The organism is Rathayibacter sp. AY2B9 (assembly GCF_002931595.1).
Classification (GTDB): domain Bacteria; phylum Actinomycetota; class Actinomycetes; order Actinomycetales; family Microbacteriaceae; genus Rathayibacter.
The window spans coordinates 171,753-187,185 of the sequence record NZ_PSUB01000002.1; the positions used below are offsets into that span (position 1 = coordinate 171,753).

Below are 15,433 nucleotides of genomic sequence, written 5' to 3' on the forward strand. Positions count from 1 at the left end.
CCGGGGTCCTCCCGCATCCCGCGGAGGATGAACGGTCAGTGGACGAGAGTGCTCAGCCCGACCACGCCGAAGCCCAGGAGCGTCGTCGAGAGCGTCCCGGCGGAGAGGTGGGCGATCCGGAAGACGGTGTCGGAGCGGCGCGGCCGCCTCCGAGGTCGACGACGTGTCCTGCTCGACGGGATCCTTCCGCGGGGCCTTCCGCGGGGCTCGACGACCGGGCGGCGGACCGGCCCGAGGCCGCCCTCACGGCGGGACGCGGGCCGGTGGTGCGGCCTAGGCTCGGCGCGTGACCGTCGATACCGCCGCCGCCGCCGCCGACTCCTCCGCCCGCTCCGCCGTGCTCGACGCTCTCGCCACTCCGGCGCTGGTGCTCGACGAGGCGGTGCTCGACCGCGACATCGCCGCCGTCGCCGCGGCTGCCCGCGAGCGGGGTCTGGCGCTCCGCCCCCACGCGAAGACCCACAAGTCGCTCGAGATCGCCCGGCGCCAGCTCGCCGCGGGGGCCGTCGGGCTCACCGTCGCGACCGTCTCGGAGGCCGAGGTCTTCGCCGCGGGAGGGATCCGCGACCTCTTCATCGCCTACCCGCTCTGGCTCGACGCCGAGCGCGCCGGGCGGCTCCGCCACGTCCTCGCGAGCGCCCGTGTGCGGGTCGGCGTCGACTCGGCGGAGTCGGCCGAGCGCCTGGCCGCGGCCCTGCCCGAGCGCGAGGGGCTCGAGGTCGTCGTCGAGATCGACTCCGGCCACCACCGCAGCGGCGTGCTCCCCGCCGAAGCCGGCGCGATCGCCGCGGCCGCCGTCTCCGCCGGGCTCGACGTCGCCGGCGTCTTCACCTTCCCCGGCCACAGCTACGCGGCCGGCAACGGAGCGGTGGCCGCCCGCGACGAGGCGCGCGCGCTCGCCGAGTCGGTCGCGTCGCTCGCGGCGTCCGGAGTCGAGGCCCGCGTGGTCAGCGGAGGCTCGACCCCCTCGGCCGCGTTCGCCGACTCCTCGGTGCTCACGGAGCTGCGCCCCGGGGTCTCGGCCCTCGGCGACGCCCAGCAGTGGGAGATCGGCACGATGACGCCCGAGGACATCGCCGTCACCGTCCTCGCCACGATCGTGTCCCGCCGCGGCGACCACCTGATCGCCGACGCGGGCAGCAAGGTGCTCTCCTCCGACCGCGGCGCGGCCTCGAGCGGCTTCGGCCGCCTCCCGGAGCACCCGGAGGCGCGCATCCCGGTGCTCTCGGAGCACCATGCGACGATCACCGGTGTCGACCTGCCCGTGGGGACGCGGGTGCGGATCGCGCCGAACCACGTCTGCGTCGCGGTGAACCTGGCCGAAAAGTACCGCGTCCTCCTCCGCGACGGCGGCGGCGCCGTCTGGCCCGTCGACGCCCGCGGGCGGAACAGCTAGGCGATCCGCGAGCGCGGGATCCGCAGGCCGAGCAGCGCGCTCGCCGCCAGCAGCACGAAGGCGGAGGCGAAGGCCGCGGTCGGCGATGCGGCGTCGGCGAGAGCGCCTGCGAGCAGCGGCCCGATCACGCCGCCCAGGTCGGACGCGGCCTGGAACACCGAGACCGGCTTGCCGCCGCGCTCGCCCGCGGCGTCACCGACCAGCGCACCCGGGGCCGTGCCCATGAAGGCGGCCGCCGCTCCGTAGACGCAGAGCAGCACGACGAGCAGCCACAGCTCCGAGACGAACGGCATCGCCAGCATCGCCACCGCCGCGACGGAGAATCCGCCGATCAGCGCCGGGCGCCGGCCGACCGTGTCGACGAAGCGGCCGGCGGGCGCTAGCGCGATCGTCTGCACCACCGCGGCGATCGCGAACGCGATGCCGGTCCAGGCGGGCTGCCCGCCGAGCCCCTCGACGACGAGCACGGGGACGAGCGTCGCGCGGACTCCCATCGCCGACCAGCCGAGGGCGAAGTTCGCCAGCACCGCGCTCTGGTACCGGCGGTCGCGGGCGACCTCGCGCAGGGGCTTCGTCCTCGCCGCGGCGGACGGTGCCGCGTCGCGCTCCGGCCGCTGCAGCAGGATCAGCCCGACGAGCCCCGCGATCGCGAGCGTGCCGGCGTAGAAGAAGAAGGGGGCGGTGAGCGAGATCGCCGTGAGCACGCCGCCCACCGCGGGGCCCGCCATGCCGCCGAGCAGGAAACCGCCCTGGTAGAAGCCGATCGAGCGGCCGCGCCGCTCCGGGCTCGCGGTGCGCAGGAGGAGCGTCATCGCCGCGACGGAGAACATCGCGGAGCCGATGCCGCCGACTCCGCGCAGCAGGAGGAGGTGCGGGTAGTCGGAGGCGAAGCCGACCAGCGCCGAGGAGAGCGCGACGATGCCGATGCCGACGGCGAGCACGACCCGCTCGCCGAACCGGTCGACGAGCGGCCCCACGAACGGATTCGCGACCAGCCGCATCAGCGCGAACGCCGAGACGACCGCGCCGACCGCCGTGTAGTCGACGCCGAAGCTGCGCACGTAGGTCGGCAGCACCGGCACGACGACGCCGAACCCCAGCATCACGAAGAAGGCGACGACCCCCAGCACGAGCACGTCCCGCGGCAGTCGCTCGCTGTCTCGGGAACGCCACGGGAATCGCACCTGTCGACGCTACCCCTTCTCGAGGGCCCGGCCCGCGCCTCCATGTGTCGAGTTCGCGCCGACCGTCCGACACCCTCTCCGCGATGGATACGGTCCCAGGACCCGATGGATCTGCCGGCGAATGAGGAGACGTCATGAAGAGTTCTCTGTGGTTCGGGTCCGGTCTCGCTGTCGTCGCGCTGGCGCTGACGTCGGTTCTCGGGGCGCAGGTGGCCTCGGCCGCTCCGATTCAGCCGAACAAGAACTGCGAGTACGAGTTCCAAGGGGGGTGCGTGAAGTGGTACACCGGCGTCTCGACCTGCGATCACATCTTCGAGACCAGTGCCCCGGAACATCGCAAGAAGGCCTGCGCGGTCTGGGTCACGACGGGGACGATGCACATCGAGCGATGAACGATGGTGGACCGCACGACCGCCTCATCGGCGGTACTCGTATCCGTGCTGCTCCTCGTGGGCTGCACCGAGCCGGGAGGCGATCAGGAGGCCGCTCCCTGTGTCCCGCTCGAGCGCACGTGGAACGACTACGCGCCGGAACTCGATCCCATTCTGCGTCCACCGTTTCGCGAAGCCCTCGAGGGCTTCGACGAGAGCTCCTCGAACTCGATCGCGTCCGACGCTGCTCGTCTCGCCACGAGCAATCTGCTCTCCGCGATCTCCGGGGATCGACGAGCGAGCGAGTACTTCTGGAACGCCATGGACCTGATCGGCCGTGAGTGCGCCGAGGCGGGAGTCCCGCTGTCGTTCGACCACCACGGCGAGCAGCTGACGACGGGGAGCAGCGCCGACCACGGGCGCCCGCCCTGGGCTCTCGATCCGCCGCCTCAGTCGGAGAGCGGCACGATCGAGCCGACGATCCCGGAGTAGCTCACGTAGTAGAGGACGCCGTCGCGGTGGAGGACGCCGCGGCCGGGGTAGCTCTCGTCCGGTCCGTCGGGCCCGTCGAGGAAGCCCGGAGCCGCGGTGTCGTCGGCGGTGAACCCATCCGCGAGGAGCGCGGCGCTCCGATCCGGCCACTCCGCGTCCGGGACCGCCAGCTGCCCGACCACGACCGACACGTCGCCCTGGCCGCTCCACCGGCAGAGCACCCCGTCCTCGGCGATCTCCTGCACGACGGGGTAGTCGACGTCGTAGACCGTCGCCTCGGGCGAGAGGGCGAGACCGTCCTCGGCGAGCGACGCCTCCTCCTCGGCCGTGAGCAGGTCCTCGCAGGGGAGCAGGGCGGTGGCCGGGGTCGCGGTGGGCAGCGGAGTCGCGCTGCCGGCGCTCGCGGTCGGCACGGCACTGCTCGTCGTCGGTGCGCTCGAGACCAGCGGTGGAGCTGTCGTCGGGGCCGTCCCCTCGTCGGCGCTTCCCGTGCAGCCGCTCAGCGCGAGCAGCCCCGCCGCGCAGGCGAGCAGCGCACCGGCGCCCCTCGCGGTCGTCGTCCGGATCATCGCGAGCCCCCTCGTCCGCGGCGGCCGCGTCGCCGCCCCCTCGATCCTCTCCTCCGCTCTCGCCGGCTGTCCACCGCCCCCGGCCGGCGCCGGGGCGACTACCGCTTCGGCCCCGCGCCGATCGCCCAGACCCGCGGCGGCACGGTGCCGTTGACCGCGTGGTCGCCGACGATCCGCGCCTTGAACACCCACGGATTGTGGCTCGCGGCCGTGCGAGCATTGCGCCAGTGCCGGTCGAGGTTCTTGCGGGTGCTCACCCCGGAGGCGCCCAGCGCGTCGAAGAGGTCGGAGGTCGCCCGGGTGGCCAGCTGCGTCAGGACGATCTGGGCCTGCGCCGTCTCGAGCTCGGCGAGGTCGTTCTGCCGCTCGTCCTCGAGCGGGTCGCCGTCGAGGGCCGCGTCGTGCGCCCGCTGCAGCGCGACCGCCGCGCGCTCCACGATCGCCGCTCCCGCGTAGGCGGCGGCCGAGACCTGCCCCACCACCTGCAGGATCTGCGGATCCGCCGCGAACGACTCGGCGTTCCCGTGCGAGAAGATCCGGGTCCGCGCCCGCACTTCGGCCGCGATCTCGCGCTCGGCCCCCGCGATCGAGCCCGCCAGCACGGCCAGCAGCACCGCCTGGTAGAACGCGGTCTGGTAGCGGAACCGGGTCTCGAAGTCGATCACGTCCTCGGCCGCGACCACCGCCTCCGTGAAGGTGCTCGTCCCCGAGCCCGTGGTGCGCTGGCCGAAGCCGTCCCAGTCGTCGGCGTGCTCGACGCCCGCCTGGCGAGCGTCGACGATCGCGATCACCTTCTGCCCGGTGTCGGTGCGCTGGGCGAAGGTGTCGATCCAGTCGGCGAAGACGCTGCCGGTGGAGTAGTACTTCGTGCCGGTCACCGTGAACCGCGTCGGGTCGCCCTCGACCGGAGCGACCTTCGTCTGCACGTCGCCGATCGCGACCGTGCCGACCTCGGTCCAGGCGTTGCCGCCGAGCTCGCCGTCGGCGAAGCGCCGGAGCCAGCGCTCGCGGGTCCCGTCGGTCGCGAGCAGCCGGTCCTCGACCAGGGCGAAGTGGCCGCGGAGCGCCTGGGGCAGGTTGGAGTCGGCGGCGGCCAGCTCCGTCAGCAGGCGGAACAGCTGGGGGAGGCTCGCGCCGGCCCCGCCGGACTCCAGCGGCACGCGCACCGCGCCGAACCCGGCGTCCGCCAGCGCTCGGATCTGCGCGACCGGCAGCTCGCGCGCGCTCTCCCGCGCCGCCGCCCCCGCCGCGATCTCGGCGAACAGCGGCCGGAACCGCCCCGCCAGCTCCTCGTAGTCCACCTCGGGCACGGCCCGCACGTCGGTCGCGGTCATCGTCGGCTCCTGTTCCGCTGCGCCCACCCCGGGCGGCTCGTGCTCGACGGTAGGGGAGGAGCCCGGTCCGCGGTCCGCCCGTGACGCCCGGTGTCCCTCCGTGACCTCCGGTGTCCCTCCGTGACGCCCGGATCGGGGAATGCCTCGCCCCCGGGGCTGTTGGCCCAGGGGATGTCCTCCACCACTCCCGTCCCCCCGTCCGACCCCCGCAGCGCCCTCGTCGTCGGTGCGACCGGCATCGGCGGCTCCGCCCTCGTCGACCTGCTCACCGAGCAGGGCTGGCCGGTGACCGCCCTCTCGCGCCGCCCGATCGACGCGCGCCCCGGCGTCACTCCGCTCGCCGCCGACCTGCGCTCCGCCGAGGACCTGGCCCGCGTGCTCGCCGACCAGCGCCCCACGCACGTCTTCTTCACCGCATGGTCGCGCCAGGCGACGGAGGAGGAGAACATCGCGGTCAACGGCGGCATGGTCCGCGACCTCCTCGCCGCGCTCGCGCACGCTCCCGTCGAGCACGTCGCGCTGGTGACCGGCCTCAAGCACTACCTGGGCCCGTTCGAGGCGTACGGGCAGGGCGCGATGCCCGACACCCCGTTCCACGAGGAGGAGGAGCGCCTCGACGCCCCGAACTTCTACTACGCGCAGGAGGACGAGCTCTTCGCCGCGGCCGGGCGCGCCGGATTCACCTGGTCGGTGCACCGCTCGCACACGGTCATCGGGCACGCCGTCGGCAACGCGATGAACATGGGGCTGACCCTCGCGGTCGCGGCCTCGATCCACCGTGCCGAGGGCACCCCGTTCGTGTTCCCCGGCTCGCTCACGCAGTGGAACGGACTCACCGACATGACCGACGCGACGATCCTCGCCGAGCAGATGCTCTGGGCGTCGACGTCGGAGGCGGGCCGCGACCAGGCCTTCAACGTGGTCAACGGCGACGTCTTCCGCTGGCGCTGGATGTGGACCCGGATCGCGGAGCACTTCGGCGTCGAGCCGGTCGGCCCGGGGGAGGAGCCGCAGCCGCTCGAGCAGCAGATGGCCGATGCCGAGCCCGTCTGGCGGCGCCTCGTCGACGAGCACGGGCTGATCGAGCCCGACCTCTCCCGCGTCGCCTCCTGGTGGCACACCGACGCCGACCTCGGCCGGAACCTCGAGGTCGTCACCGACATCGGCAAGTCCCGCCTCGCCGGCTTCACGGCGTTCCACCGCACGGTCGACTCGTTCACGGCGCTCTTCGACCGCTACCGCGCGGAGCGCCTGATCCCCTAGCCCGTCGGCCCTCATCCGTCGCCGCTCCGTCGTCCGCCGGACACCCCGTCGACACCCCTCGTCTCCCCGCCGTGCCTAGCGTCACGGCATGGCGGCGAGCGGATGATCGAGCGGGTGGACCCGTTCCTGGGCACGGAGGCGACCGCGCTCGCGGAGCCGACGGGGCTCGCAGCGACGTGGTGGTCGCCGAAGCCGCAGATCGGGAACACGCACCCCGGAGCCACCTACCCCCTCGGCATGGTGTCCGCGTGCTCCTACTCCGGCGCCTATCCGACGGGCTACGGCCGCTACGACCTCGCGCTCGAGGGGGTCCCGCCGACGCTCCACGACGGCCTCGAGGCGAGCGGATTCACCCACTTCCAGCAGTCGGGCACCGGCGCGATCCGCAAGTACTACAACTACCTGCGGGTCACGCCGATGCTCGAGCCGCTCGACGAATTCGGGCGCAGCTGGGCCCTCGAGGACGAGGTGGCGGAGCCCGGCTACTACGCGGCGACCCTCTCCTCCGGCGTGCGGGCCGAGCTCACCGTCGGGCCCGCCTCCGTGGTGCACCGTTACACCTTCCCCGAGCACCGCAGCGCCCGCGTGGTGGTCGACCTCTCCCTCGGGGGTCTGGCGATCCCGAGCGGAGCGACGGTGCCGCTGCGCGCGCAGCTGCATTCGATCTCGCCCGGCGTCGCGGCCGGCGAGGTCGTGATGGAGGGGGCGCCGCTCGCGGTGCACCTGGAGTGCGACGCCCTGCAGTGGCGGCAGATGCTCTGGTACGACCGCCGGCTGATGCCCGGCGGGACCCGGCTCGACTTCGACCACATCCGTCCCACCACGCTGCGCCCCTTCGGGCTGATGTGGGCGGGACCCAGCACGGCCGGGCAGACCGTCGAGCTCCGGATGGGCTTCTCGCTGCGGGGCACCGACCGCGCCCGCGAGAACCTGCATCGCGACGTCCCTCCTGCGGGCACCGGGTTCGACCAGCGCCGTGATCGCACCCGCAAGACGTGGCGGAAGCGCCTGCGCACGATCGCCGTCGACACCCCGTCCGCCGAGCGCGAGACGGTCTTCTCGACCGCGCTCTACCACTCGCTGATCAAGCCGTGCCTCGCTCCCTCCGAGAGCCCGTTCTGGCCGACGGACGGACCCTTCGTCTTCGACATCAGCACGATGTGGGACATCTACCGCACTCAGCTCCCGCTGCTCACGATGCTGCTGCCCGAGCGGGCGGTCGAGATCGCGGCTGCGCTCCTCACCATCTGCGAGGAGGAGGGCAACTTCCCGATCGGCTACCGGATGGCCAAGGGCAGCGACCGGTTCTCGCGCCAGGGCAGTGCCCTCGCGCACACCTTCCTCGCCGACCTCTGCCGACTGGGGCTGCCCGGCATCGACTGGGACGCCGCTCTCGTCCACATGAGCGAGGACCTCAAGCGGATGTACGGCGAGGAGTTCCTCGCCGCGGGGGAGGCTCACCCGATCAGCCACACGCTCGACCTGGCGCACGGCTACTGGTGCACAGCGGTCGTGGCCCGCCACGTCGGCGATCTCGAGCTCGCCGAGCAGCTCGAGGAGCGCGCCGCGCAGTGGGTGAACGCGTTCGACCTCCGCTCCGGCCTGCTCAAGGACTCGACGTACTACGAGGGCACCCGCCACAACTACTCGTTCCGCCTGCTGCACGACATGGCCGGGCGCATCGCCCTCAGCGGAGGGGACGAGGGCTTCGTCGCCCAGCTGGACGAGTTCTTCGGCTACGGAGCCGAGCCGGTCGTCCAGCCCGGGCTGCGCCCCGAGCGGAGCGAGATGCTCGCGGGAGCCGAGCTCGGACGCTTCGAGGGGCTCAACAACGAGCCCGACATGGACTCGCCGTGGGCGTACCACTACGCGGGACGGCCCGACCGGACCGCCGAGATCGTGCACGGCGTGCTGCACCAGCGGTTCGGAGCGGGCCGGGGAGGCCTGCCGGGGAACGACGACTCCGGCGGCCTCAGCTCCTGGTACGTGTGGGCGAGCCTCGGGCTGTTCCCCGTCGCCGGGCAGGGCCTGGTGCTGGTCAACGCGCCGAGCTTCGCGCGCGCGTCGGTGGCGATCGGAGGGGCCGACCTCGAGATCCGGACCACCGGCTTCGTCGAGCCCGAGCCGGGTGGGCCGGTCCAGTACGTGCAGTCGGCCGAGTTCGACGGCGCGCCCCTCCTGACGAGCGTCCTGACCGCGGCCGCCCTCCATCTCGGCGGTGAGCTGCTCCTGCACCTCGGTCCGGAGCCCTCCGACTGGGGGACCCTGCCCGAGCACCGGCCGCCCTCGTGGCCGGCGCGCCGGCACTGAGCCCCGCTCGCCGTCACCCCCGCCACCATCGACCCCGCGCGTCCGGCCTCCGCCGCCGCACCCGACCGACGACCCCTGAAGGAGACCCATGGACCAGAGCACGCACGCGAACACCGTGCAGAACAGACTCGTCATCGTCGTCCGCGCCGATCCGGTGATCTGCGGGCACTCCGTCGAAGCGCGCAATCTCGCCGAGACCGCCCGGGAGCGCGGGTTCGACGAGGTCCGGATCGTCACCTGGCCGATCGACCGGCTCGAGGCCGCGGGCCTCCCGCTCAAGCCGCTCGACGCCGTGCTGCCCTACAGCGACGGCATCGTCGTGGAGCGGCCGGGACCAGTGGGTGACTACAAGGTCCCGGACGGCCGCTGGCTGGCCGGGATGACCGGACGCCTGATCGAGCTGTTCACCGACGGCGTCCCGACCGTCTGCCTCTCGCTCTACCTGAGCCCGCACACGCTCGTCGTGGCCGACGCCCTCCGCGCCGCCTGGAGCACAGGCCTCCCCGTCGAGGTCACCACGATCGCCGAGGCCGTCGGCTCCGACGTCACCAACGTGGTTCGCCGGGCGGTGGAGGAGGGCCGGCTGGGCGCCGCCGCCCACATCCTCTCCTCCTACCTCTCGCAGGACCACTGCGTCGCGGTGTCGGAGTACACGCGCGACCTGATCATCGAGGAGGCGGAGCGCGTCGACGCCGCGCACGGGACGCGCTTCGCTCCGCAGTGCCGGGAGCGCATCGCCGTGTCCTACCCGGCGATCGACGCGGACGCCTACCTCGACCTCGACCCCGGCGTCGTCGAGGAGGTCGTGCGGGCCCGCGGACTCCGGACCGACGGCTACGTCCTCTTCCTCTCGCGCCTGACCGAGGCGAAGGGCGTGGAGGACCTCATCACGGGTTACGAGCGCAGTGCCGTCCACGAGCGCCACGAGCTCGTCATCGCGGGTCGCGGTCCGCAGGAGGCGGAGCTGCGCCGGATCGCGGCGGCGTCGCCGCTGGCGCACCGCATCCGCTTCCTCGACGACGTCGGCGACGCGGAGAAGCCCTTCCTGATGGCGGGCTGCGCGGCGTTCGTGCTCCCGAGCAAGCCGCGGCCCGAGTTCGTCGAGACCTTCGGCATCGCGCTGGCCGAGAAGATGCTCGCCGGGGGCGGGCCGATCATCACCACGCTGACCGGCGGCATCGGCGAGGCGATCGGCGAGCACGCCTTCGTGACCCCGGTCGACAGCCCGGACACGATCGCCGCGCTCCTCGATCACGCCGTCCTCGAGCTCAGCGCCGACGATCGCGCACGCCGAGCGGCGGCCGCCCGGGAGTACGCCCTGCAGTTCGATCGGCGGGTCGTGTTCGACCGCCTCTTCGCCCGCCTGGCGCGGCCCGCCGTGGCGACGGCGGCGCTCTAGCGGCGGGAGTCCGGAGAGGCCGTCGCTGCGGCACCCCTCGCGATGAGCACGTCCGGCGAGAGCTGGTGGCGCACGAAGCGGAGGGTGAAGCTGCGGCGGTCTCCTCCGGCGACCCGCTCGGCGAGGACGCGGATGCCGAGGACGGCGACGACGCGCCACTGCTCGGTCTCGTGGGCGACGACGGCGCAGAAGAGGTCGCCCGGGCGCACCTCGTCGACGGTGGTGGTGAGGCTGTTCGTTCCGTGGGTCATCTGGCCGCTCCTGGTTCCGGCGGACCTCGCGGACGGCGCTTCGGGTGCGCCGCGCAGCCGTCCGCCGGTCGCTCGAGAGGGGGGCCCGAGCGGCCGGCGGCCGGTCATGCGTGCGACAGCAGGGACGAGCCCGCCGGAACGACCCCGTGCCGCAGGAGCAGTGTAGGACTGCGACCCTGACCGTGGCGCGGAATGTCAACCACTTGCGAGCGCGCTCCCGGGGTTCTCAGTCCCGGAGACGACGGAACCCGCCTCCCGGGCGGGAAGGCGGGTCGTGTCGGTGTGCGGCGGCGGAGCCTGATCGGGAGCGGCTCCGGCGCGGAGGGTCAGGCGGCGGGCTCGGCGCGGCGCAGCGGGACGGCGGCGTTGCTCGTCGGCTCGGGCACGATGCGGAGGCCGGCGCCGCTGTTCGCGCGCTCCATGAGGGCCTCGACCCACTCCGGGTTGATCGTGGGCTGGCGGCTGCCCTTGAACTCGAACTGGATCGGGATGGTCGGGTGCATCCACACGCCGCGGCGGCCGGTGCCGGCCTGGGGGCTCGCGTCGAGGGTGAGCAGGAAGCGCTCGTCGCGGCGGAACTTGTTGATGATGACGATCTGGAGGTGGGCGAGGGCGCGGTCCTCGACCTCGATGGCGGCGGGGGGAGTGCCGTACAGGATGTTGCCCATGGTGTGCTCCGATCTGACGTGCGAGTGGCTGACGTCCGTCACTCTATATCGCTAGAAAGACTTCCTACTAGTTGAGCTAGCTACTTACGTCGCGGACTGCGTTTTCTGTCCATCGCCGCCGGACGCCTCGATTCTCCGACGGATCCGGGGCGCGGCAGAAGACCCTCGGAGTGAACTCCCGGGGACACGCGGTCGCGGCCGAGTGGACGCCGGTCAGGCGCGGCGCTGCTCCAGCACGCCGTCGGCGTACTCGCCGATCGGCTCGCCCGCGAGCTCCTGGGCGGCGTCGACCGTCTCGGAGTCGGCCGGGCGCTCGACGATGTCGCGCATCGTCTGCAGGAAGCGGATGACGGTCCCGGCCTCGGAGGGGTTGAGCGTCTCGGCCGCCTCGAGCATGCGGCGGTGCATCTCGTCGAGCGTCTCGCGCACCTCGCGGTGGGAGGTGGGGGTGGCGACGATGCGGATGGCCCGGCGGTCGCTCGGGTGCGGCTCCCGGACCACGTGCCCGCTCTTGACCAGCCGGTCGATCAGCACGGTCGTGGAGGCGGAGGAGATGCCGAGGTAGGAGGCCAGGTCCTTCGGGCTGACGTGCACGCCCTTCTGCTGGCGGCGCATGAGGAACTGCACGGCCAGCAGGTCGTTCTCGCCCATGCCCATGGATCCGCGGGTCCGGCGGCGCATCGCGGCCTCCGCCGTGCGGAAGGCGCGCATCGCGGCGAGGACCTCCACCGCTCCGGGCTCGGTCGCCTCACCCGAGAACCAGAAGGCCCCGGGTCGCTTCAGCGTGACCTCATCCATGACGAACAGTCTAGACAGTCTCGTAGCAAGAACATCTAGACAAGCCAACCTCCCCCGAGGTGCTTGCCTGAAGGGGCGGCGACCACTACGAAGGGACTACTAGTTAGACGAGCTAGTGACTCATTCGCGAAGGGAGCTGCCCGTGCTGGACGAACTCGACCGCCTGCAGCCGCTCCCCGCCGACGTCGTGGATCCGCTCGTCGGCTCCACCCTGGCCGGTCGCTACCTCGTGCTCGAGCGGGTGGGGGAGGGTGGCAGCGCCGTCGTCTACCGCGCCCGCGACCTCCGCCTCGCCCGCCAGGTCGCGGTCAAGGTCCACCGCGACGTCCCGGACACCCCCAACGAGCGGGCGCGTCGCGAGCGCGAGATCCGCTTCCTGATCGACTCGCGTCACGCCTCCGTGGTGGACGTCCTCGACCAGGGCGAGATCCCCGGCGAGGAGGGCGACCTCGCGTTCCTCGTCCTCGAGTACTTCGACCGCAGCGACCCGGCGGCCGACTGGTTCGGCTCCGGCGATCAGCGGCTCATCGCGGAGGTCGGCGCTCAGGTGGCCGATGCTCTCGCGCACCTGCACGCGCAGGGCGTCCTCCACCGCGACGTGAAGCCCGAGAACGTCCTCGTCCGCTCGCGCGCCACCGCAACCGGCTTCTCCGCGCACGAGGCCAAGCTCAGCGATTTCGGGATCGCCCGCTCGGTCGACGACGCCCGGCTCACCCGCTCCGACGTGCTGGTGGGCACCGCCGCGTACCTCAGCCCCGAGAGCCTCGGCTCCGGCCCGGTAGGACCGGCGTCCGACGTATACTCGCTCGGGCTGGTCCTGCTCGAGGCCGTCTCGGGCCGCAGGGCCTACACCGGCACGACGCTCGAGATCTCGATCCAGCGCCTCCACCACGCGCCCGTCGTCCCGGAGACGGTCCCGGCGGAGTGGCGCGAGCTGCTGACCGCGATGACCGCTCTCGATCCGGCCGACCGCCCCTCCGCCGAGGAGGTGGCACGCCGGCTCTGGGCGCGCCTGGCCGGCGGCCCCGCCGCAGCCCCCTCCCGCAGCGGAGTCACGGGCACGGTCGCCCTCGTCGCCGCGGGCCTGGTCGGCGCGGTGACGGCCCTCTCGCTCACCGGCTGGCTGGGCTGAGCGCCCCGAGCGGTCCTCGTCCGCTCAGGTTCCTCGCGAGCGTGCTCCCGTAGGCTCCGGGCGACCCTCGACCGACCCCGAGCCGCGTCGCCGCGGACCGAACGGAGCCGATCCCATGAGCCCGCGCCGCCTCTTCCGCCTGCTGTCGATCGTCGAGGCGGGGACCTGGACTCTCCTGATCGTCGGGATGCTGCTGAAGTACGCGGCCGGAGCCGGCGACTGGCCGGTGAGCGTCGCCGGGCCGATCCACGGGTTCGCGTTCCTCGCCTACGGAGCCGCGGCCCTGGTGCTCGCGGTGAACCAGCGGTGGTCGGCGGGCGCGACGGCGCTCGCGGTCGTCAGCGCGGTCGTGCCCTACGCGACGGTCCCGCTGGAGCGCGGCTTCGAGCGCCGCGGCCTGCTGGAGGGCCCGTGGCGGATGCACGCGACGGACGACCCGCGCGACCGGCGCGTGACGAGCCGGCTCCTCCGCTGGGCGCTCGCGCGGCCCGTGCTCGCCGGGGCGCTGGTCCTGGCTCTGGTCGCCGTCGTCTTCGCGGCGCTGCTGGTGGTCGGCCCGCCCGGGGGCGGCGAGGCCTGATCCCGCGCGCGGCGTGCCTCAGACGGGGCGCGTCTCCGCGTCGATGAGGATCTCGGCGGCGCGACGCGCGTGCAGGGCGGCCTCCGGGGTTCCGGCGATGGCCGCGGTGGTCTGGGCGCCCTCGGCGAGGATCGCGAGCTGCGCGGCGAGCTCGGCGCCGCCACCCGCCTCCTCGGCGAGGGTCGCGAGGAAGCGCTGGAACGTCTCCTTGTGGTCGCGCGCCATCTCGGCGACCATCGGGTTCGACGAGCCGAGCTCCCCGAAGGCGTTGATGAAGCCGCAGCCGCGGAACGAGTCCTCGGAGAACCAGTCGAAGAGGAAGTCGTAGATCGCGAGCAGCTTGCCGCGAGGTCCGTCCGCCGCGGCGACCCGGGTGGTCACGCCGAGGGTCCACTGCTCGTGCCGGCCGTGCAGGACGGCGACCACCACCGACTCCTTGCTCGGGAACTCCGAGTAGAGGCGCTTCAACGAGACGCCCGCGGCCGTGCGGAGCTCGTCCATCCCGACGGACTGGATGCCGCGCTCGTAGTAGAGCCGGTCGGCGGCCGCGAGGATCGCCTCGCGGGGAGGGCGCTCGTCGAGGATCGGGGACATCCCTCCATGGTAGGCGGTACCAGAACGGGCGTTCTCGGTCGGCTGCCGCGCTCTCCGCAGGGGGTCCGGGGATCGGACGCTGCTGCTAGCGTCGCGCTCGGGTGCGCAGGCGCCCGGGGACGGGAGGCGGACGCATGGTCGTCGCGATGCAGGCCGAGGGATTCGACGGGCCGGAGGCGCTGCGCGCCGTCGAGGTCGATCCGGGGGAGCCGGCGCCCGGCAGGGTGCGGATCGCGGTGCGCGCCGCGGGCGTGAACCCGGCCGACGCGAAGCTCCTGCGCGGGATGTTCGGGCGCGGGCGGGTGCCGGTCCGGCCGGGCAGCGAGGTCTCCGGAGTCGTGACCGCGGTCGGCGGGGGGGCCGAGGGGCCGCTCGGCCCGATCCGGGTGGGCGACGAGGTCGTGGCCTTCCGGGTCTCCGGCGGCTACTCCGCCGAGCTGGTCGCGCCCGCGAGCGCGGTCCTGCCCAAGCCCGCCGGGCTCGGCTGGGCGGCGGCCGCGGGCCTGCTGCTGGCCGGGACGACCGCCGAGCACCTCGTCGAGGCCACCCGTGTCTCCTCCGGGGACACCGTCCTGGTGCACGGGGCGAGCGGAGCCGTCGGCTCGCTCGCGGTGCAGCTCGCGGTCGTCCGCGGAGCACGGGTGCTGGGCACCACGAGCGAGCGCGGCGAGGAGGTCGTCCGCCGCTTCGGCGCGGAGCCGGTCCGCTACGGCGCCGGGCTGGAGGAGCGCGTGCGCGCCCTGGCCCCCGGCGGCGTCGACGTCGCGCTGGACACGGCGGGCACCGACGAGGCGCTGGACGCCTCGGTGGCTCTCGTCGCCGACCGCTCGCGCATCGCCACCGTCGCCGGCTTCGAGCACGCCGCCCGCCTCGGCGGGATCCTGATGCTCGGCGGCGGACCGGGAGCCGATCCCGGCACCGCGCTCCGCGACGCCGCCCGGCCGGGCCTGCTCGACCGCGCCGGTCGCGGGGAGCTCGAGGTCGTGCTCGGGCCCTCCTTCCCGCTGACCGAGGCGGCCGCCGCGCTCGCCCTCGTCGAGTCGGGCCGCGCGCGCGGCAAGACGGTCCTGCTCCCCTGAACGAGACGTCCTC

16 protein-coding genes are annotated in these 15,433 nt (G+C 73.5%); 9 read left to right on the forward strand and 7 right to left on the reverse strand.

The features are described 5' to 3' along the window. Positions 1 to 286 precede the first annotated feature (286 nt). A complete protein-coding gene (locus tag C5C25_RS03475) occupies positions 287 to 1,396 on the forward strand; it encodes an alanine racemase (protein WP_258069324.1) in 1,110 nt (369 codons plus the stop codon). Here C5C25_RS03475 and C5C25_RS03480 read toward each other — a convergent pair. Then, a complete protein-coding gene (locus C5C25_RS03480; RefSeq protein WP_244229579.1) occupies positions 1,393 to 2,580 on the reverse strand; it encodes an MFS transporter in 1,188 nt (395 codons plus the stop codon). The genes C5C25_RS03475 and C5C25_RS03480 overlap by 4 nt on opposite strands. Positions 2,581 to 2,714: 134 nt before the next feature. On the opposite strand from C5C25_RS03480, the gene C5C25_RS03485 reads away from it, so the two are divergent. Both C5C25_RS03485 and C5C25_RS03490 read left to right on the forward strand, forming a co-directional pair. Continuing rightward, positions 2,715 to 2,972, forward strand: a complete 258-nt coding sequence (locus C5C25_RS03485) for a hypothetical protein (RefSeq protein WP_104249741.1) — start codon at positions 2,715 to 2,717, stop codon at positions 2,970 to 2,972. Between the two features lie 3 nt (positions 2,973 to 2,975). Then, positions 2,976 to 3,443, forward strand: a complete 468-nt coding sequence (locus C5C25_RS03490) for a hypothetical protein (RefSeq protein ID WP_104249742.1) — start codon at positions 2,976 to 2,978, stop codon at positions 3,441 to 3,443. Here C5C25_RS03490 and C5C25_RS03495 read toward each other — a convergent pair. Then, on the reverse strand, positions 3,401 to 4,012 hold the full coding sequence (locus tag C5C25_RS03495) for a hypothetical protein (RefSeq protein WP_146079420.1): 612 nt from the start codon (positions 4,010 to 4,012) through the stop codon (positions 3,401 to 3,403). The genes C5C25_RS03490 and C5C25_RS03495 overlap by 43 nt on opposite strands. Positions 4,013 to 4,110: 98 nt before the next feature. Beyond that, positions 4,111 to 5,346 (reverse strand): acyl-CoA dehydrogenase family protein, encoded by a 1,236-nt coding sequence (locus tag C5C25_RS03505; RefSeq protein WP_104233459.1) that lies wholly within the window; start codon positions 5,344 to 5,346, stop codon positions 4,111 to 4,113. A 171-nt stretch (positions 5,347 to 5,517) separates the two neighbouring features. Between C5C25_RS03505 and C5C25_RS03510 the strand changes: the two genes are divergently transcribed. From C5C25_RS03510 to C5C25_RS03520, 3 genes are all read left to right on the forward strand, one after another. Beyond that, positions 5,518 to 6,609: an SDR family oxidoreductase gene (locus tag C5C25_RS03510; RefSeq protein WP_104224165.1), complete on the forward strand. Its 1,092-nt coding sequence runs from the start codon at positions 5,518 to 5,520 to the stop codon at positions 6,607 to 6,609. Positions 6,610 to 6,723: 114 nt separating this feature from the next. Further along, positions 6,724 to 8,919 (forward strand): glycoside hydrolase domain-containing protein, encoded by a 2,196-nt coding sequence (locus C5C25_RS03515; protein WP_258069325.1) that lies wholly within the window; start codon positions 6,724 to 6,726, stop codon positions 8,917 to 8,919. 88 nt (positions 8,920 to 9,007) lie between these two features. After that, positions 9,008 to 10,318 (forward strand): glycosyltransferase, encoded by a 1,311-nt coding sequence (locus tag C5C25_RS03520; protein WP_104249746.1) that lies wholly within the window; start codon positions 9,008 to 9,010, stop codon positions 10,316 to 10,318. On the opposite strand, the gene C5C25_RS03525 is transcribed toward C5C25_RS03520, so the two are convergent. The 3 genes from C5C25_RS03525 to C5C25_RS03535 form a co-directional block, all read right to left on the reverse strand. Further along, a complete protein-coding gene (locus C5C25_RS03525; protein WP_104249747.1) occupies positions 10,315 to 10,569 on the reverse strand; it encodes a hypothetical protein in 255 nt (84 codons plus the stop codon). The two genes, C5C25_RS03520 and C5C25_RS03525, sit on opposite strands and share 4 nt — an antisense overlap. Before the next feature lie 326 nt (positions 10,570 to 10,895). After that, a complete protein-coding gene (locus C5C25_RS03530) occupies positions 10,896 to 11,237 on the reverse strand; it encodes an ATP-dependent DNA ligase (protein WP_104224199.1) in 342 nt (113 codons plus the stop codon). A 213-nt stretch (positions 11,238 to 11,450) separates the two neighbouring features. Further along, a complete protein-coding gene (locus C5C25_RS03535; RefSeq protein ID WP_104224167.1) occupies positions 11,451 to 12,035 on the reverse strand; it encodes a MarR family winged helix-turn-helix transcriptional regulator in 585 nt (194 codons plus the stop codon). 142 nt (positions 12,036 to 12,177) lie between these two features. Here C5C25_RS03535 and C5C25_RS03540 point away from each other — a divergent pair, with 142 nt between their 5' ends. Then, complete coding sequence (locus C5C25_RS03540; protein WP_181065516.1) at positions 12,178 to 13,167, forward strand: serine/threonine-protein kinase; 990 nt, start codon at positions 12,178 to 12,180, stop codon at positions 13,165 to 13,167. 115 nt (positions 13,168 to 13,282) lie between these two features. Continuing rightward, positions 13,283 to 13,747 (forward strand): DUF3817 domain-containing protein, encoded by a 465-nt coding sequence (locus tag C5C25_RS03545; protein WP_104249748.1) that lies wholly within the window; start codon positions 13,283 to 13,285, stop codon positions 13,745 to 13,747. A gap of 18 nt (positions 13,748 to 13,765) precedes the next feature. On the opposite strand, the gene C5C25_RS03550 is transcribed toward C5C25_RS03545, so the two are convergent. Further along, entirely contained in the window at positions 13,766 to 14,341 is a 576-nt protein-coding gene (locus C5C25_RS03550; protein ID WP_104224170.1) for a TetR/AcrR family transcriptional regulator, read from the reverse strand. A 134-nt stretch (positions 14,342 to 14,475) separates the two neighbouring features. On the opposite strand from C5C25_RS03550, the gene C5C25_RS03555 reads away from it, so the two are divergent. Next, positions 14,476 to 15,420, forward strand: coding sequence for an NADP-dependent oxidoreductase (locus C5C25_RS03555; RefSeq protein WP_258069326.1), 945 nt, complete (start codon positions 14,476 to 14,478; stop codon positions 15,418 to 15,420). The last annotated feature ends 13 nt before the right edge of the window (positions 15,421 to 15,433 follow it).